This is a genomic window from Rhodococcus sp. P3_B8, assembly GCF_056402775.1.
Genome location: NZ_JBFUGT010000028.1, coordinates 14,216 through 32,530, shown reverse-complemented (window position 1 = coordinate 32,530; position 18,315 = coordinate 14,216). Strand labels below are relative to the sequence as shown.

Annotated in this window: 15 protein-coding genes and 1 pseudogene; 5 read left to right on the top strand and 11 right to left on the bottom strand. The window is 68.9% G+C overall.

Annotated features, from left to right (window positions below):
* Positions 1-7: 7 nt before the first annotated feature.
* A complete protein-coding gene (locus AC1D1G_RS13375) occupies positions 8-1,504 on the bottom strand; it encodes a cytochrome ubiquinol oxidase subunit I (protein WP_283330665.1) in 1,497 nt (498 codons plus the stop codon).
* 133 nt (positions 1,505-1,637) lie between these two features.
* Positions 1,638-2,510, bottom strand: a complete 873-nt coding sequence (locus AC1D1G_RS13370; RefSeq protein WP_477952455.1) for an aminodeoxychorismate lyase — start codon at positions 2,508-2,510, stop codon at positions 1,638-1,640.
* 62 nt (positions 2,511-2,572) lie between these two features.
* On the opposite strand from AC1D1G_RS13370, the gene ygfZ reads away from it, so the two are divergent.
* The 4 genes from ygfZ to AC1D1G_RS13350 all read left to right on the top strand — a co-directional run bounded on the left by ygfZ (position 2,573) and on the right by AC1D1G_RS13350 (position 5,691).
* On the top strand, positions 2,573-3,694 hold the full coding sequence (gene ygfZ, locus AC1D1G_RS13365; protein ID WP_009477908.1) for a CAF17-like 4Fe-4S cluster assembly/insertion protein YgfZ: 1,122 nt from the start codon (positions 2,573-2,575) through the stop codon (positions 3,692-3,694).
* Positions 3,691-4,359, top strand: coding sequence for an MOSC domain-containing protein (locus AC1D1G_RS13360; RefSeq protein ID WP_477952453.1), 669 nt, complete (start codon positions 3,691-3,693; stop codon positions 4,357-4,359). The genes ygfZ and AC1D1G_RS13360 overlap by 4 nt, the downstream gene beginning before the upstream one ends.
* On the top strand, positions 4,356-5,309 hold the full coding sequence (locus AC1D1G_RS13355; RefSeq protein ID WP_283330662.1) for an asparaginase: 954 nt from the start codon (positions 4,356-4,358) through the stop codon (positions 5,307-5,309). The genes AC1D1G_RS13360 and AC1D1G_RS13355 overlap by 4 nt, the downstream gene beginning before the upstream one ends.
* Before the next feature lie 181 nt (positions 5,310-5,490).
* Entirely contained in the window at positions 5,491-5,691 is a 201-nt protein-coding gene (locus AC1D1G_RS13350; protein ID WP_005244376.1) for a DUF3073 domain-containing protein, read from the top strand.
* Positions 5,692-5,802: 111 nt separating this feature from the next.
* Here the strand turns inward: AC1D1G_RS13350 and purM are convergent, their stop codons facing one another.
* Positions 5,803-6,882: a phosphoribosylformylglycinamidine cyclo-ligase gene (gene purM / locus AC1D1G_RS13345; RefSeq protein ID WP_005244377.1), complete on the bottom strand. Its 1,080-nt coding sequence runs from the start codon at positions 6,880-6,882 to the stop codon at positions 5,803-5,805.
* A gap of 120 nt (positions 6,883-7,002) precedes the next feature.
* Positions 7,003-8,586, bottom strand: a complete 1,584-nt coding sequence (gene purF, locus AC1D1G_RS13340) for an amidophosphoribosyltransferase (RefSeq protein ID WP_009477905.1) — start codon at positions 8,584-8,586, stop codon at positions 7,003-7,005.
* Between the two features lie 173 nt (positions 8,587-8,759).
* Between purF and AC1D1G_RS13335 the strand changes: the two are divergent.
* A pseudogene (locus tag AC1D1G_RS13335) lies at positions 8,760-10,080 on the top strand (class I SAM-dependent methyltransferase).
* On the opposite strand, the gene AC1D1G_RS13330 reads toward AC1D1G_RS13335, so the two are convergent.
* The 7 genes from AC1D1G_RS13330 to AC1D1G_RS13300 form a co-directional block, all read right to left on the bottom strand.
* Complete coding sequence (locus AC1D1G_RS13330; RefSeq protein ID WP_283330660.1) at positions 10,081-10,467, bottom strand: sterol carrier family protein; 387 nt, start codon at positions 10,465-10,467, stop codon at positions 10,081-10,083.
* Positions 10,468-10,471: 4 nt separating this feature from the next.
* Positions 10,472-11,116, bottom strand: coding sequence for a lysostaphin resistance A-like protein (locus AC1D1G_RS13325; RefSeq protein WP_477952451.1), 645 nt, complete (start codon positions 11,114-11,116; stop codon positions 10,472-10,474).
* Entirely contained in the window at positions 11,113-12,882 is a 1,770-nt protein-coding gene (locus AC1D1G_RS13320; protein ID WP_477952449.1) for an alpha/beta hydrolase, read from the bottom strand. The genes AC1D1G_RS13325 and AC1D1G_RS13320 overlap by 4 nt, the downstream gene beginning before the upstream one ends.
* 3 nt (positions 12,883-12,885) lie before the next feature.
* Positions 12,886-15,171, bottom strand: a complete 2,286-nt coding sequence (gene purL / locus AC1D1G_RS13315; RefSeq protein WP_477952448.1) for a phosphoribosylformylglycinamidine synthase subunit PurL — start codon at positions 15,169-15,171, stop codon at positions 12,886-12,888.
* 144 nt (positions 15,172-15,315) lie between these two features.
* Positions 15,316-16,599 carry a M18 family aminopeptidase gene (locus AC1D1G_RS13310; protein ID WP_105412932.1) on the bottom strand — a complete coding sequence of 428 codons (1,284 nt, stop codon included), beginning with the start codon at positions 16,597-16,599 and terminating at the stop codon, positions 15,316-15,318.
* A 25-nt stretch (positions 16,600-16,624) separates the two neighbouring features.
* The gene (locus tag AC1D1G_RS13305; RefSeq protein ID WP_378455753.1) at positions 16,625-16,978 is read right to left on the bottom strand and encodes a VOC family protein; all 354 of its coding nucleotides are present in this window, start codon (positions 16,976-16,978) and stop codon (positions 16,625-16,627) included.
* Between the two features lie 40 nt (positions 16,979-17,018).
* A complete protein-coding gene (locus AC1D1G_RS13300; RefSeq protein WP_477952446.1) occupies positions 17,019-18,224 on the bottom strand; it encodes a macrolide family glycosyltransferase in 1,206 nt (401 codons plus the stop codon).
* Positions 18,225-18,315 lie beyond the last annotated feature (91 nt).

Genomic DNA, 18,315 nt, shown 5'->3' with positions numbered 1-18,315 from the left:
GTCTCCCCTAGTACGCGAACGAGAGTTGCTCGGGCTTGCCCGGTTCTTCGGGCTCGTCGTGGTCGTCACCCGGTGGATGCGCGTCGTGTTCGAGTGGTCCCTCGACCGTGTAGCGGCGGATCAGCGTGAACCACACGACGGCCAGCGCCCCGTAGACCACCGTGAACGTGATGAGCGAGACCCAGACGGTCCACGGGGAGTGATTCGAGACGCCCTGGTCGACAGTCAGTCTGATCATGTCGACACCGGTCGGGTTGGGTGCCACGACCCACGGTTGACGACCCATCTCGGTGAAGACCCAGCCCGCGCTGTTCCCGAGGAAGGGTGTCGGGATGACGGCGATCGACAGCCAGCCGAACCACTTCTTGTCCGGTACGCGGCCGCCGCGGGTCATCCACAGACCGACCACGGCGAGCAGCGCCGACCCGGCGGCCCAGCCGATCATCGCGCGGAACGTCCAGTAGGTGACGAACAGGTTGGGCTTGTAGTTGCCGGGCCCGTACGTCTCCTCGTAGCGGGCCTGGATCTCGGTGACGCCCTCGACGGTGGAGTCGAACGTGCCGTCCGCCAGGAACGAGGTGAGGCCGGGGATCTTGATGAGCTGGGTGATGCTCTCGCAGTTGTTCTGGGTGCCGACGGTGAGGATGGAGAAGTCGGCACCGGTTTCGGTGTGGCACAGCGATTCGGCCGATGCCATCTTCATGGGTTGCTGTTCGAACATCAGCTTGCCCTGGATGTCGCCGGTGATCGCGAGTCCGATGCCCGCGGCGACCATCACCCACAGCGCGAGGATGGTGACCGGGCGGAACATCGTCCTCGCGGTTTCCTCGTGCTTCTTCGCCACTTCGGGTTCGGTGGCTTCCTTCGACTTGCGCATGCTGCGCACCATCCACCAGCCGCCGACGCCGGCCACGAACGTCCCTGCCGTGAGGAACGCTCCGGCCACGACGTGCGGGAAGGCCGCGAGCGCCGTGTTGTTGGTGAGCAGTTCCCAGATGCTGGTGAGTTCCGCGCGTCCGGTCTCGGGGTTGTAGATGGCCCCGACCGGGTGCTGCATGAACGAGTTGGCGGTGATGATGAAGTACGCGGACGCGTTCACACCGATTGCGACGAGCCAGATGGTGGCGAGGTGGACGAGCTTGGGCAGCCGTCCCCAGCCGAAGATCCAGAGGCCCAGGAACGTCGACTCGAGGAAGAAGGCGACCAGCCCCTCGAGGGCGAGGGGTGCGCCGAACACGTCACCGACGAAGCGTGAGTACTCGCTCCAGTTCATCCCGAACTGGAATTCCTGCACGATGCCGGTGGCGACGCCGAGCGCGAAGTTGATCAGGAACAGCTTCCCGAAGAACTTGGTGAGCCGATACCAGTGGTCCTTTCCGGTGACCACCCACATCGTCTGCATGACGGCGATCAGCGGGGCGAGCCCGATCGTCAGCGGAACGAGGATGAAGTGATAGACGGTGGTTATGCCGAACTGCCACCGGGAGACATCCAAGGCATCCATGGCTACTCCGAAACTGGGCCCGTAGGACAGGCTTCAGGGCCGGAGCGTGGGCTTCCGCCCGACCCTTGAAAACAACGTACTGCGGGGTCGTTTCCCCCGCAGGACTTTGCTACTACGAAATGTAGTAGACCTGTCAAGCCTCCGCGGACTCGGTACCCGCCCCCTCGACCGCGAGGCCGACCAGCTCCACGATCTCGTCGGCGAGCGGTGCGTCGGGCAGGGCAAGTCCGTCGATCTTGCGCACCCGCGCGACCATGGTGACACTGGAGATGAGCCAAACACCTTCCGCCGTAATGAGATCCGCCGGCCGCAGCGCCGCGTACTCGCAGCGGAACCCCTTGCCGGACGCCACCTCGTACAGCGCCTGCTGCGTCGTTCCGGGCAGGATTCCGTGCTCCGGCGGCGGCGTGAGGAGGTGTTTGTCGCGGGCGATGACCACCGTGGAACGTGGCCCTTCCAACACATTGCCCTCGCTGCTGACGAAGATCACATCGTCGGCACCGAGCGTCGCCGCATACCGCAGCGCCGCCATGTTCGTGGCATACGACAAGGTCTTCGCCCCGAGCAGCTGCCACGGCGCACTCGCCGACAGATCCACCGAATAGCCCCGGGCCAATGTGAGTACCGACACCCCGTCGCGCCGCGCCTCCAGAATCCGCTCGGACACCGGCCCGACGGTGACGAAAGCAGTCGGGTCGCCACCGGACTCGCGGCCGCGGCTGAGCACGAGTCGCATCGCACCCTCCCGCTCGGACCCCCACTCCTCGACGGCCAGCTCGAGTGCCAGGCGCCACTCGTCCAGGTCCTGAATGGGCAATCCGAGGGCGCGCGCCGACGCGACGAGACGGGTGAGGTGGGCCTCGACCTTCAGTGCGCGACCGCCACGCACCAACAGCGTCTCGAAGACACCGTCGCCGCGCACCACCGCCAGATCGTCCGCGTGCAGCAGCGGGGCATCCGCGTCCCGCACCTCGTGGTCCAGTGTCACCAGCACTCGATCAGACATGACGCCCAGCCTATCGACCCTGCTGACCGCCACCCGTGGTCCATGGTCCCTAGACTGGGTTCGTGGTCGACAAACTGCCCGTCTCACCCAGTCCACTCCTCACGGCCCCGGGCGCGGTTCCTGCGCCCGAAGGCTCTCCCGACGCCGGCGTCGCCTGGCATCACGGCGATCCACTCGGCGAACAACGCAGCGCCGAACGTTCCGCGGCGGTCGTCGACCGTTCCCACCGGTTCGTCATCGCGATCAGCGGACCCGAACGACTCACCTGGCTGCACACCATCTCGAGCCAGCACGTCGCCGCGCTCCCCGACGGCGCGAGCGCCGAGAACCTCAGCCTCGACGTCAACGGCCGCGTCGAGCACCACTTCGTCCAGACCGATCTGGACGGCGTCACCTGGATCGACACCGAGGCCGACCGCGGACCCGACCTCCTGTCGTTCCTCACCAAGATGGTGTTCTGGTCCAAGGCCGAGCCCCGCGAGGGCAACGAGCTCGCGGTCCTCAGCGTGCTCGGCCCCGACGCCGTGACGGTCCTCGACGCGGCCGGCGTCGTGGCACCCGCCGAGCCGTACGCCGCCGTCGCGGTGCCCGGGGGCGGATTCGTCCGCCGCATGCCGTGGCCGGCCGCCGAGTCCTTCGACCTGCTGATCCCGCGGGAAGGACTCGCGACGTGGTGGGGCCGGCTCACCGCCGCCGGCGCCGCACCCGCGGGAACGTGGGCGTTCGAGGCACTGCGGGTGGCCGCCGCACGGCCCCGGATCGGACTCGACACCGACGATCGCACCATCCCGCACGAGGTCCGCTGGATCGGCGGTCCCGCCGACCACGGCGCCGTCCACCTCGAGAAGGGCTGCTACCGCGGCCAGGAGACGGTGGCCCGCGTCCACAATCTCGGCAAACCGCCCCGTCACCTCGTCCTGCTGCACCTCGACGGCAGCGCCGAGGGCAGGCCCGAACCGGGCGACCCCGTGACGGCGGGAGGCCGTGCGGTCGGACGGATCGGCACGGTGATCGACCACCACGAGCTCGGACCCATCGCGCTGGCCCTCGTCAAACGGTCCATCCCCACCGACACCGAGTTGGTGGCCGGCTCGTGCGCCGCGTCCATCGACCCCGACTCCGTGCCTGCAGACGACACGGTCCAGGCGGGCCGCGCCGCCGTCGACCGGCTCCGGGGCCGGTGAGCGAGGCGACCGCGACGGCCGGCGAGGTGCTGGCCGTCTGCGTGCTGCACACCGAACGGGACAGCGGCACCCGCCGGGTGACCCGGACGGCGATCGACAAGCGGCCCGTCGACGGCCCTGTGCGCGTCACGACCACCGGACTGGTCGGCGACCGGGTCTGCGACACCGAGTACCACGGTGGCCCGTTCAAGGCCGTCTACGCCTACCAGGAGGACGAGGCGCAGCGCTGGGCGTCGGAGCTCGGCCGCGAACTGCCCCCGGGATGGTTCGGCGAGAACCTCCGCCTCGACGGGATCGCCGCGACCGACGCCGTGATCGGCGAGCGCTGGCGGATCGGCACCACCGAACTGGAGGTGACCAGCCCGCGGACACCGTGCGGGACGTTCGGCGTCTGGGCCGCCGAGCCCCGGTGGGTCAAGCGGTTCTCCGAACGCGGTGACACGGGCGCGTACCTGCGGGTGGTGACGGAGGGGTCGGTCAGCGCCGGCGACACCGTCCAGCGCATCCACGTGCCCGACCACGGCGTCACCGTGCGCGATCTGTTCACCGGCCGCGACCCGGAACGGTTCGTGGCGCTGCTCGAACAGCAGGAGAACCTCTCTCCGACCGTCGCCGACAAGGCCAGCCGACGGATCGCCGGACTGGAAGTGCAGGTCACGTATTGAGCATCGAACTGGTCGAGGTCGTCCGTTCCGGATTCCGTGAGTGCGTCCACCGCGGTTCCGCGGTGATCCTCCGCGCGGACGGCGAGATCGCGCTCACCCTCGGCGAGGTACACACGCCGATCTACCCGCGGTCGTCGAACAAGCCGTGGCAGGCCGTGACGATGCTGCGGAACGGCTTCGAACCGTCCAGTTCCGAAGAGCTCGCGATCGCGACCGCATCCCACGAGGGCGAGTCGGACCACATCGAACTCGTCGAGCGGCTGCTCGCCCGGTACGGCCTCGACGAGGACCAGCTCCGCTGCCCCGCCGATCTGCCCTCCAACGAACTCGCCCGGGCCGAACTGCTGGCCGCCGGTGAGCTCCCCCGCCCGGTGTACATGAACTGCTCCGGCAAGCACGCGGCGATGCTCGCCACGTGCCTGGCCAACGACTGGCCGTTGCACAGCTACCTCGAGCCGACGCATCCGCTGCAACTCGCGGTCGTCGAGACGCTCGGGTCGATCAGCGGCGACGTCGACGCCGAACTCGGCATCGACGGATGCGGGCTGCCGATCGTCCCGCTGTCGCTGACGCATCTGGCGCGGGCGTTCGCCCGGCTCGTCACCGCCGAGCCCGACTCCCCCGAGCTCGCCGTCGCCGACGCCGTCCGCGAGCACCCCTACCTCGTCTCGGGCACCGGCAAGGACGACGCGCGGCTGATGCCGGTCGTGCCCGGGCTGATGACGAAGGCCGGAGCAGACGGTGTCTACGCCGGCGCGCTCCCCGACGGCTCGGCGTTCGCGCTGAAGATCGACGACGGCCACGAACGGGCCCGGTTACCCCTCGCCGCAGCACTTCTCCACCGGATGGGCGCCGAGTGGACCGAGGATCTGGCGGCCCTCGCATCGCAGCCCGTGCTCGGCGGCGGCGTCCGGGTGGGGACGGTCCGGGCAATTCCGGGAGTCTTCTGAAGGCGAAACACCGGCATCGGGGCAGCTCGCGAGCCCGGTGAGACTAAACCGACACCGCTTCGGGGTGTGGATGGAAGCGCGAGGGACTTTTCCACGCTAGAGTGTGGGGCAGGAACTTACACACTCAAACGGGGCCGCCAAATTCCCCAGGCCGCCCCGCGAAAGCGCGAGGGGGTCAGCCATGGGCCGCGGCCGGGCTAAGGCAAAGCAGACCAAGGTTGCACGCGAGCTGAAGTACAGCGTACCGACCACGGATTTTGACAGCCTGCAACGAGAGCTCTCAGGTGGGTCGTCCAACTCGCATCGGGACGAGGTCTTCGCTGACCAGCGTGCCGACAGGGAGGGTCACTCCCGGGAGGACGACGACGACTGGCGGCGCTGAGATCTGAAGACAACGAAATGAGGGGGAGCCGATACCGGCTCCCCCTCATTTCCACATCTTCAGCCGGTCGGGGCCACTAGCTCGCCCCGTTCCGACAGACGGCGTCCGACCCTAGAACCTCGGGTGATCGCCGGCGAGAATTGCGCGCTCCGCCGACACGTCGTGCGACTTCTTGATGCTGCCCAGCGTCCAGCAGTCGATGTGGCGCGCCGTCAGGACGGCCAGCGCACGATCGACGTCCTCGGGCGCCACGATCGCGACCATGCCGACGCCCATGTTGAACGTCTGCTCCATCTCGGCCCGCTCCACCCGTCCGCGCTGCGCGATCATCGCGAAGATCGGAGCCGGGCTCCACGTGCCGCGGTCGAGTTCGGCGACCAGACCCTTCGGCATGACCCGAGCGAGGTTGTTGGCCAGTCCACCGCCGGTGACGTGGCAGAACGTGCGCACGTCCGTCTCGGCGGCGAGGGCCAGGCAGTCCTTGGCGTAGATCTTTGTGGGCTCGAGCATCTCCTCGCCCAGGGTGCGGCCGAACTCGTCGACGTGCGCCGTGAGGCTCATGTGGTCGATCTCGAGCAGAACCTTGCGGGCCAGCGAGTAACCGTTGGAATGCAGTCCGGACGAACCCATGGCGATCACGACGTCGCCGGGACGGACCCGGTCGGGCCCCAGCACCTGGTCGGCTTCGACCACACCGACGCCGGTCGCGGACAGGTCGTAGTCGCCGTCCGCCATCACACCGGGGTGCTCCGCCGTCTCGCCACCGAGCAGCGCGCAACCGGCCTGGATGCAGCCTTCGGCGATGCCGCTGACGAGTTCGGCGACACGCTCCGGGACGACCCGCCCGACGGCGATGTAGTCCTGCAGGAACAGCGGCTCGGCACCACAGACGACGAGGTCGTCGACGACCATCGCGACCAGGTCCAGGCCGACGGTGTCGTGCTTGTCGAGTGCCTGAGCGACGGCGAGCTTGGTGCCCACCCCGTCCGTGGACGCCGCGAGCAGCGGCTCCTTGTAGTCACCCTTGAGCGAGAACAGACCCGCGAATCCACCGAGACCACCGAGAACCTCGGGACGGCTGGCGCGCTTGGCCAAGGGAGCGAAGAGTTCCACCGCCCGATCGCCTGCGGCGATGTCCACTCCTGCGGCGGCGTAGGACGCGCCAGGGCGACTTGTCGGATCCTCGGTCATGTGGTTGTTACTCCAGCCTTCTGTTGCTCGTCAAAATCGTGTCGGTCGGGCAATCGAGTGCTGTGATTGCGTCCTTACGGTACCGGAGTACGTTCTCCGGCCGGATCCCGATATCCCGGCCTACGGCCGACTGAGGGCGTTCGCGTTGTCGTTCTCCCGCGTCGCGGGACCGCCTGCCGCGCTCTCGAGCATTCCCTCGAGAACGTTCTTTCCGATCGACGTCTCCGTGGGGAGCGCGATGGGGTACGTGCCGTCGAAGCAGGCCGCGCACAGTCGCGACGCAGGCTGCTCGGTGGCGGCGATCATGCCTTCGGTGGAGATGTAGCCGAGGGTGTCGGCGCCGATGGAACGGCGCACCCCTTCGAGCATCTCGTCGAAGCTGCCGGGCTCGCCGCCGCCGCCCGCACCGTTGGCGATCAACTCGGCCGGGGAGGCGAAGTCGATGCCGTAGAAGCAGGGCCACTTGACCGGCGGCGATGCGATCCGGACATGGATCTCCAGTGCGCCGGCCTCGCGGAGCATCCGGATGAGCGCGCGCTGGGTGTTGCCGCGGACGATCGAATCGTCCACCACCACGAGGCGCTTGCCGCGGATGACTTCCTTGAGCGGGTTGAGCTTGAGGCGGATACCGAGCTGGCGGATCGTCTGCGACGGCTGGATGAAGGTGCGGCCCACGTAGGCGTTCTTCATCAGACCCTGGCCGTACGGAATGCCCGACCCCTGCGCGTAACCGACCGCGGCCGGAGTGCCCGATTCAGGGACCGGGATGACGAGGTCACCCTCGGCGGGGTGCTCGGTGGCGAGGCGACGACCGATCTCGACGCGGGTGGAATGCACCGAACGTCCGGCGATGACACTGTCCGGACGGGCCAGGTACACGTACTCGAACACGCAGCCCTTGGGCTCGGGGTTCGCGAAGCGGGAGGAGCGGACGCCGTCGGCGTCGATGGCGAGCAGTTCGCCGGGCTCGATGTCGCGGACGAAGGACGCGCCGACGATGTCGAGTGCGGCCGTCTCGCTGGCGACGACCCAGCCGCGGTCCAGGCGTCCGAGGCACAGCGGGCGGATGCCGTGCGGGTCTCGGGCCGCGTAGAGCGTGTGCTCGTCCATGAAAGTGAGGCAGAACGCGCCGCGCAGTGTCGGCAGGAGCTTCATGGCCGCCTGCTCGATGGTGCTGTCGGCGGCGGCGTGCGCGAGGAGGGCGCCGACGACGTCCGAGTCGGACGTGGCGCCGCCGGGGCGCTTGTCGTTGACCAGTCCGGCTTCACGGGCGCGCTGCGCCAGCTCCGCCGTGTTGACCAGGTTGCCGTTGTGCCCGAGGGCGATGCCGCTGCCCGCGGCGGTGGTGCGGAAGATCGGCTGCGCGTTCTCCCACGTGGTCGAGCCCGTGGTGGAGTAGCGACAGTGACCGACGGCGACGTGGCCCGGCATCGCTGCCAGGGTCTGCTCGTCGAACACCTGGCTTACCAACCCGAGATCCTTGAAGACCAGCACCTGCGAACCGTCGGCGACGGCGATGCCCGCCGCTTCCTGCCCACGGTGCTGCAGCGCATAAAGTCCGTAGTAGGTGAGTTTCGCCACATCCTCTCCCGGCGCCCAGACGCCGAAGACTCCGCATTCCTCGCGGGGCTCGTTCTCGTCCTCGTCGGACGGGTTCGAAGAGAGAAGATTAGGACTATGGACCGACAGATCGGCTCTGGTCACCGGGGTGCTCCCTGGGGATGGGCGTGTGAGGGGCAAGGTCAGTCTACGTGCCCTGCGCCGCCGCTTCGCCCACGGTGCCGATCGGACCGGCCCAACTCCCGGACGGACAGCCGAAAATAGATTGGTTTCGGTACCGATCAGCATCCTCGAACCACAGAGCGGGGGCTTGTCCGATGAACGTCCGCAGCACGGCACCGACCGCCGCAGAACGCCTGCTCAGCGCGTTCGAAGGTGCGCTGGGCATCCCCATTCCCGTGCACGTCCGATGCTGGGACGGCTCGGAGGCAGGCCCCGACTCCGACGTCACCGTCGTCTTCCGCAACCGCCGGGCCGTCCGGAGGGTGCTGTGGTCGCCGAACGAACTCGGTCTCGTCCGGGCCTACGTGTCCGGTGACCTCGAGATCGAGGGCGACGCCTTCCGGCTGCTGACGCTTCCGGACCTCGTCGACCGGCTGGGCACCCTCAGCGTCCGCGGATCCGACCGCGGCACCGTCCTGAAGTCGCTGGCGACGTTCGTCCGGCTCGGCGGCCTCGGACTCCGGCCGACACCGCCGTCGGTGGAGGTGGCCCGGCGCCGCGGTCCCAAGCACAGCAAGGCGCGCGACGCGTCCTCGGTCTCACATCACTACGACGTCGGCAACGATTTCTACCGCCTGTTCCTCGGTCCGACGATGGTCTACTCGTGCRGCTACTGGGACCAGCGATCCGACGACCGCGATGCGATCGGGACGCTGGAAGAAGCGCAGAACGAGAAGCTGGACCTGGTCTGCCGCAAGCTCGGTCTCCAGTCGGGCATGCGACTGCTGGACGTGGGCTGCGGTTGGGGGTCGCTGGCGATCCACGCCGCCGAGAAGTACGACGTGTCCGTCGTCGGGGTCACCCTCAGCCACGAACAGGCCGAATGGGCACAGGCGAGGGTCTCCGAGGCCGGGCTGTCGGATCTGATCGAGATCCGCGTGCAGGACTACCGCGACGTCGTCGACGGTCCGTTCGACGCGATCTCCAGCATCGGCATGTCCGAACACGTCGGCGACTCCGCGCTGCCGGAGTATGCGCAGCACCTGCTCGACCTCCTCCGTCCCGAAGGCCGGCTGCTCAATCATGCGATCGCCTCGGTCCGGTCGCTGACCGGCACCGGCAACTCGTCGGGGTTGATCGAGAACTACATCTTCCCGGACGGCGAGGTGCTGCCGCTGAGCAGAACGCTCGAAGCCTTTCGAGCGCGCCGGACTCGAGGTGCGCGACGTCGAGGCCCTCCGGGAGCACTACGCACTCACCCTGCGGGCGTGGGTGGGCAGACTCCGCGACTCCTGGGACGACGCGATCCGGCTCGCCGGCGCGGAGCGGGCCCGCACCTGGTTGCTGTACCTCGCGGCCAGCGCCCTGGGGTTCGAGGAGAAGGGCCGGCTGACGATCCATCAGGTGCTGGCCGTGCGCCCGTCCGACGACGGGTCGAGCGGCCTGCCCCGCACCCGCGCGTTGTGGCTGGGCTGACTACACGCGCAGCAGCGGCAGCCAGTGGGCGATCTCCCCGGCGCGACTCCCCGACACCGACACTCCGCCGTCGGCGGTCGCACTGTCGAACTCCAGCAGTCCCGTCACCATCAGCAGCCACGTCCGGGGGTCGGTCTCCACGACGTTGGGCGGGGTGCCGCGGGTGTGCCGCGGCCCCTCGATGCACTGGACCGCGACGAACGGCGGAACCCGCACCTCCACGCTCGAACCGGGCGCGACCTGCTCGAGCGTCCGCGCGCTGAGCCGGACCGCCGCGGCCAGCTGGCTGCGGGACGGTTTCTCCTCGGAATCGCCGCGCAGCCACGGGCCGACCTCGAGTACGGCGGCTCTCAGTTCGGCGGGATCTACGGCTCGGCGCGGCGGCATACGCTCAATCTACTGTGCGGGCCCGCGCGAGTTCGGCGGCCACCGCCCCACCGACGTTGACCGAAAGGTGCAGCAGTGCAGGGGCTACGACGCTGCCGCTGCGTCGACGCAACCACTCGAACAGCCACGCGGAGGAGCCGGTGAGCAGCACGCTCGCGGCGACGCCGTCGCCGGCGATCCGGGCCGCGCGCACGTGCCACAGCCCGAACGTGGCGGCGTGCAGGACGTTGGCCGTCGCAGGCGTCCAGGCCCGTCGCAGCATCGCGGACAAGACGCTGCGGAACAGCAGTTCCTCGTGCGCCACGGTCCCTACCGGAATCCGGAACCCCACCCAGCCGGCGAAATCGGTGACGCCGTCGCCGGTCGGCACACGCCTGCGCAGTGCGGGCACACTCAGCGTGATCGCGTACCCGGCGAGCGGGATCACCGACGCCAGGGCGCCGTACCGCAACCCGGACCGGGCCTTCGACGCGGACAGGCCGAGTTCGTCGACGCCATAGCCCGCGGCGCGTGCTGCTCCCACGACCGACAGCCCGACCGCGCCTCCCGCGACCGCCCGCCCGTACGGGCCGAGCCCCGAACCGGGCAGCACCACGTTGCTCCACAGCACGGCCGCCGCCGCGCCGGCAACGGAGGCGACCCTGCTCACTTCTCCGGGCCCTCTGTCCCGGAGAGGGATTCGAGAGTGGACCGGACGCGTTCGGTGTCGACGGGCGTCCATCCGTCGGGCTGGGCGACCGTGATCCAGCCGTCGAGGACGAGAGTCCCGTAATTGTGGCCGTGCCCRTCCGGCACGCCGGCGGCGTTGGTGAGGTCGGCGGAGACCTGCCAGAACGTCACGAACGGAAACCATTTCATCGACGGCGAACGATCCTCGCCCGGTGGTTCCTTCAACCAGTCGGGGCGGGTGAACGCCAGGTCGGGCGACCACCACACGACGGGATCGGACGGGTGCTGCACGTACAGGATGCGCGGTGACAGCCATTCGCCGGTTTCCTCCACCATGTCGGCGGAGTCGTCGGCGAACCGCACCACCAGACCCGCCGAGTACTCGGGGGCGACCTCGGGAGTGCCGGGGTCGCGGCGCTGGATCAGCTGTCCCCACAGCCGGTTCGAGTTGGGCGGCCCGACCCACAACACGCCGTCGACGGTCTGCCGGATATCGCTCAGCGTGTCGAAGGCGCCCTCCCCCGCCTGGGTGCCGAGACTTTCGCCGTAGACCAGCAGTTTGGGGCGCGTCGCCTCGGGTTCCTGCAACCACCGCTCGTGCACACGATCGATCAGTTTCTTCCCCGCCTCCGCGGCCTTCTCACGGTCGGCGAGGAACGAGATCCAACTCGGCAGGAACGAGTACTGGCTGGCGACCAGCGCCGTGTCACCGTTGTGGACCAACTCGATCGCCTGCGCCGCAGTCGGATTGACCCAACCGGTGCCGGTGGTGGGGACGACGACGAGGACCTTGCGCGAGAACGCGCCGGTCCGCTCGAGTTCGTCGATGACGACGTCCATGCGCGCGTCCGGGTCCTCGGCGGTCTCCAGTCCGGCGTAAACCCGGATGGGGTCCTTGGCCGGGGTGCCGTTGGCCGCCGTGAGCTCGTCGGCGTCGAGCCCTCGGGACACGAAGTTCCGGCCCTCGTACCCGAGGGTGTCCCAGGGCGCCAGCGACTCGGGGCTCCCCGACTTCTCCGGGTCGAGTGGTTGCTCGACGCCGTCGCGGGTGGTCGAATTCTGCAGGCTGAACGCCGCATTCGTGGCGGCGTAGATGCCGCGCATCAGAACACCGTCGACGAGCAGGAAGAACAGCACCGTCACGATGAGGATGCCGACGGTGGTGGCCGTCGGGATCGCGAGATGCCACCGCCGGATGAGTCGTGCCGCGATCCACCGCACCAGTTCGCGCAGCAGCCGCCACACCGAGATGATCGCGGCGCCCACGAGCAGACTCAGACCGCCCGTGCGGATGTAGCCGGTGGTGGTGGTGCCCTCCGCCCCCATCAGCGCGGCGATCTCACGCTGCCATGCCGCGGAGTACGCGAGCATCACGAGACTCACGACCACGCACGTCACCGTCACGACGACGCGCAGGCCGGTGGACCACGGTTCCGGCAACGGCCACCACGACCGGTGCCGCAGGAAGTAGCGACGTACCAGCCAGCCGATCGCCGTTCCCACCGTGTAACCGATCGCGGCGTTGATGCCGCCGATCAGCCCCTGGAACAGCCAGTCGCGGGGCAGCAGCGACGGCGTCAGCGACCAGCAGAAGAACAGCGTCGCGAACGCGATGCCGGTGAAGTCGAGCCGAAGGAAACGCCAGGTCCGGTCGAGTCGGGGACCGTGGAGGAGTGCAGGATCAACCAGCCGCGAGAATTCCCGCGGCCCCCGGTCAACCCTCTCCAATGCCCCCGATTCGACCATCCATCACCCGAACAATGCCGGCAGAGTTCCCTCGAACGTCGTGCGCAGCTCGGCCAGCGAGACCGAGAACTGGCCCTGGACCTCGACGGAATCGGACCCCTCGTCCACCACACCGATGCGCACCCACGGGAGATTACGGGCCGTGCACATACCGGTAAAGCGAGTTTCCTCGGTGCGCGGGACCGCGACGAGCACGCGGCCCGACGACTCGGAGAACAGGGTGACGAACGGATCGGCGTCGTCGGGAAGCAGGATGCGGCAGCCCGTCTCCCCGGCCAGCGCGGCCTCGACGACGGTCTGCGCGAGACCGCCTTCGGACAGGTCGTGCGCCGCGGACACCAGCCCGTCGCGGGACGCCGCGAGGAGGATGTCGGCCAGCAACTGCTCCCGCTCGAGGTCGACCTGCGGCGGCACGCCGCCGAGGTGGCCGTGCTCGACCTGCGACCAGATGGACCCGTCGAACTCGTCGCGGGTGTCGCCGAGCAGGATCAGCGTTTCGCCCGGTTCCAGTCCGAGACCGGTAGGGATGCGACGGTGCACGTCGTCGATGACGCCGAGCACGGCCACCACCGGGGTGGGCAGGATCGGGGTCGACCCGGTCTGGTTGTAGAAGCTGACGTTGCCGCCGGTGACGGGGATGCCGAGCTTCGCGCAGCCGTCCGCCAGACCGCGGACGGCCTGCTGGAACTGCCACATGACGCCGGGATCCTCGGGGGACCCGAAGTTCAGGCAGTTGCTGACGGCCGTCGGGGTCGCGCCGGTGACGGCGACGTTGCGGAAGGCCTCGGCGAGCGCCAGCTGGGCGCCGGCGTACGGGTCGAGCGCGGTGTAGCGGCCGGACGCGTCGGTGGCGAGCGCGATGCCGCGGCCCGTCTTCTCGTCGACGCGGATCACGCCCGAGTCGGCGTTCTCGGCCAGGACGGTGTTGCCGCGCACGTAGCGGTCGTACTGCTCGGTGATCCACTTGCGGCTGCACAGCGCCGGGGACGCGAGCATCTTCAGCAGGGTGGCCTTCAGTTCGTCGGCCGATTCGGGACGCTTCAGTCCGGCGGTGGTGTTGGCGACGAGGGCGTCCTGGCTCGCGGGGCGCTGCACGGGGCGCTCGTACACCGGGCCCTCGTGGGCGACGGTGCGCGGCGGCACGTCGACGACGGTCTCGCCGTGCCAGGAGATGGTGAGCCGCTCGCCGTCGGTGACCTCACCGATGACGGTGGCGAGGACGTCCCACTTCTTGCAGACCTCCATGAACGCGTCGACGTTGTCGGGGGTGACGACCGCGCACATGCGTTCCTGGGACTCGCTGGACAGCACCTCGGCCGCGGTCATGCCGGTGGCCCGCATCGGGACCTGCTCGAGGTTGATGTGCATGCCGCCGTCGCCGGCCGCGGCGAGCTCGGACGTAGCGCAGGACAGGCCGGCGCCGCCGAGGTCCTGGATACCGACCACCAGCTTCGCGGCGTACAGCTCGAGACAGCACTCGATGAGCACCTTCTCGGTGAACGGATCGCCCACCTGCACGGCGGGCAGCTTCTTACGTCCGGTTCCACTTTCGTCACCGTCGAACGTCTCCGACGCGAGGACGGACACGCCGCCGATGCCGTCGAGGCCGGTGCGCGCACCGAACAGGATGATCTTGTTGCCGGCACCGGATGCGAACGCGAGGTGCAAGTCCTCGACGCGCATCGCGCCGGCGCACAGGGCGTTGACCAGGGGGTTACCGGCGTACGACGCGTCGAACACGGTCTCGCCGCCGACGTTGGGGAGGCCGAGCGAGTTGCCGTAGCCGCCGACACCGCGCACCACACCGTCGACGACGCGTCGGGTGTCGGGGGCGTCCGCCGCACCGAAGCGCAGCTGGTCCATGACGGCGATGGGCCGTGCACCCATGGCCATGATGTCGCGGACGATGCCGCCGACGCCGGTGGCCGCACCCTGGTAGGGCTCCACGTAGGAGGGGTGGTTGTGGCTCTCGACCTTGAACGTGACGGCCCAGCCGTCACCGATGTCGACGACACCGGCGTTCTCGCCGATGCCCGCGAGCATCGAGGAACGCATCTCGTCGGTCGTGGTCTCACCGAAGTACTTCAGGTGCACCTTGGACGACTTGTAGGAGCAGTGCTCGCTCCACATCACCGAGTACATCGCGAGCTCGGCCTCGGTGGGGCGACGGCCCAGGATCTCCTTGATGCGGGCGTACTCGTCGTCCTTCAGCCCCAGTTCCTTGAAGGGCTGTGCGACGTCGGGGGTCGCGGTGGCGGCGGTGACGGTGTCGACCGGGTGTGCTGACACTGGAGGTGGGGTCCCTTCCCTACGGGAGTCAAGAGAGGCAAGCCGGGAGTCACGGTCGGCGCAAGCCGGGTGGCGACGAGCCGTACGTCAGTCTATCCGGCGGCTCGTTCCGGTACCGACCTGGCGCTCCTCGCCCCGCTTCCCTCACGCCGTCGGTGTGAGGAAGGCCGCAAGCGCGTCGGAGTAGGCACGCACGTCGCGGGCRCCCATCAGCTCCCGCGACGAATGCATTCCGAGCTGCGCGGCGCCCACGTCGACGGTGCTCAGCCCGGTCCTGGACGCGGTGATCGGGCCGATGGTCGAACCGCACGGCAGATCGGCCCGGTGCACGTACCGTTGCAGCGGAACGCCGGCCTGGTCGCAGGCGAGGGCGAACGCGCCGGCTCCGGCCGAGTCGGTGGCGTAGCGCAGGTTCTGGTTGACCTTGAGCACCGGCCCCCCGTTGACGGCGATGTGGTGTGCGGGCTCGTGCCGCTCCGGGTAGTTGGGGTGCGTGGCGTGCGCCATGTCCCCGGACGCGCAGATCGAACCGGCCATCGTCTGCAGGAATTCTTCGCGACCACCGCCACGGCCGAGGACGATGCGCTCGAGCACGGTGCTCAGCAGATCGGAGAACGCGCCCCGATCGGACATGCTCCCCACCTCCTCGTGGTCGAACAGCGCGAGCACCGGCACCCGGTCACCGGGGTTCTCGGCCGCCGCCAGCAATGCCTGGGTGCCCGCGTAGCAGGTGCCCTGGTTGTCGAGTCGCGGCGCGCTGACGAGGTCCTGTTCGGTTCCGACGAGGGCGCTGGGCGCGAGATCGTGGGTCATCAGTTCCCACCCGAGCACCGCGTCGGCGGGCACCTCCGCCCGGTCGGCCACGAAGTCGATGAACGAGCGGCGTTCGGACCCCACGCCCCACACCCCGTTGAGGTGGCGCTGCGGATCGAGGTGGACGCCCTTGCGGTCCTCGGACAAGTGGATCGCCAGCTGCGGCACGCGCAGGATCGGTTCGTCGACGCGGACGAGTTTCTCCTCGACCGCGTTGCCGGCCCGCACGCTCAGCCGCCCGGAGATGCCCAGGTCGCGGTCGAGCCACGAGTTGAGCCACGCGCCGCCGTACGGTTCGAGACCCACCAGCTGCCACCCTGCCGACGACAGGTCGGGGTGCTGCTTGACACGCAGGTTCGGGCTGTCGGTGTGCCCGCCGACGATGCGGAACGGCGCCGTCCGGCCCAGCCCTTCGGTACTCCACGCGATCAGGGATCCGCCGCGCACCAGGAAGTACCGGCCGGGCTCGCCGGGCCACGAGTCGGTCTCGTGCAACTCGGTGAAACCGTTGCCGGTCAGCAACATCGACACCGTCGCACACACATGGAACGGCGACGGTGATGCATCGACGAAGGTGCAGAGTCCCTGGGCGTCGGCCCACGTAGTGGAAGGCATGGGGTCAATCATGCAGGACCCGCTGTCACGTGTGGGGACCCGAGACGCAGAACTGGTTGCCGTCGGGATCGGCGAGCGTGACCCACCGGAAGTCGCCCATCTCGTGCTGCGCGACCTCCGTCGCGCCCTCGGCACTGAGCCTGCCCACCTCGCCGTCGAGGTCGTCGGACGCCAGGTCGAGGTGGATGCGGTTCTTCCCCGGGGTGGGGTCGCCGACCTTCTGGAACGCCAGCTTCTGCGCGGATTCCGGAAGGGCGACGACGTAGAACCAGCCGTCGTTCTCCTGCTCGATCGTGCCCGCCGTCTGCTTCGCCCACCATTTCGCGAGGGGCCCCGGATCCGTCGTGTCGAACGTGATCATGCCGAGTGTGAGTGCCATGCCCGCAGAGTAGACGTGACCACCGACAGGTTTCGCGGCTTCAGAGGAACTCCTCGATCACCTTCACGGCGGCGTCCACTCCACCCGCAGAACGCAACTCGGCGGCAAGCTCCGCGCTGCGGCGCCGGACCGGCTCGGCATCGACGTGCGCGAGGGCGTCCCGCAACTCGGCTGCCGACACGTCCGAACTGTCCACTCGCACCGCGACTCCCGCGGCGACGAGCGCGTCGGCGTTCTCGAACTGGTCGGTGGCCTGCGGCGCGGCGATCATCGGCGTTCCCGTAAACATTCCCTCACTGGACCCGCCCATGCCGGCGTGGGTGAGGAACGCGTCGGCCTGCCCGAGGATGTCGAATTGGGGCACCCACCGGTGGATCTCGACGTTGCCGGGCACGGTCCCGAGTTCGGCGACGTCGACGTGCTGCCCGATCTGCAGGACGACGTGCCAGCCGTCGAGGTCGCCGAACGCCTCGATGCAGCGCCGGTAGAAGTCGGCGTGATCGGTGAACGCGGTGCCGAGCGAGACGAGCAGCACCTTCCCCGCGCCTGCGGGGCGCTGCCACCGGCCGTCGGCGGGCCGCCGGGTGGGCAGRGCCGGTCCGACGAACGTGTAGACGTCCTCGTTCACCCGATCGGCGTTGGGCTGCATCGATTTCGCGATCAGCACGACCGCCCGCGCCGGGCGCCCGTAGAACTCGTCCGGGTCCGTCTCGACACCGTTGTCCCGCAGCAACTTCCCCTGCCGCTCGTACAGTGCCGCCCCGCGTGGGTCGGCCCGCATCGTGTCCACGAACGACTTCATGTCGTCCTCGTAGCCCTCCCACGCCACGTACGTCGGCGACAATTGCACGATCGGCACGCCCCATTCCTCGGCGAGGACGCGGGCGGGTCCTCCCGCGATGTCGTACAGGAACAGGTCGGGGCGGTCGTCCTCGTACAGCCCCCGCAATTGGGGCAGCATCGACTCGTACTCGGCCTGGAACAGAGTGAGCTGATCGATGGTGTCGCCGTCCCAGGACTTCTCGGACTCCTCCGTCGCACCTGCGGTGTTCACGCGCGGCAACGTCGAGGTGTACTCCTTGAATTCCGCTCCGGTGCTCTCGACGACGTCCTTCACGGCGGCGTCGTTGGCGTACGTCACGCGGTGACCGCGCGTGACGAGTTCGCGGAGAATCTCCAGGCTCGGGTTGACGTGCCCTGGCGCCGGAATGCTGACCATGGCGATGTGTGATCGGGTCATCTTCATCCTCTCCAACACGGAACGGTCCGTCTCGTTCAAGAGTGACACGGGGCGCGAGTCGAGTCAAGACGATACGTCTCGTCTGGTCTACGATCCG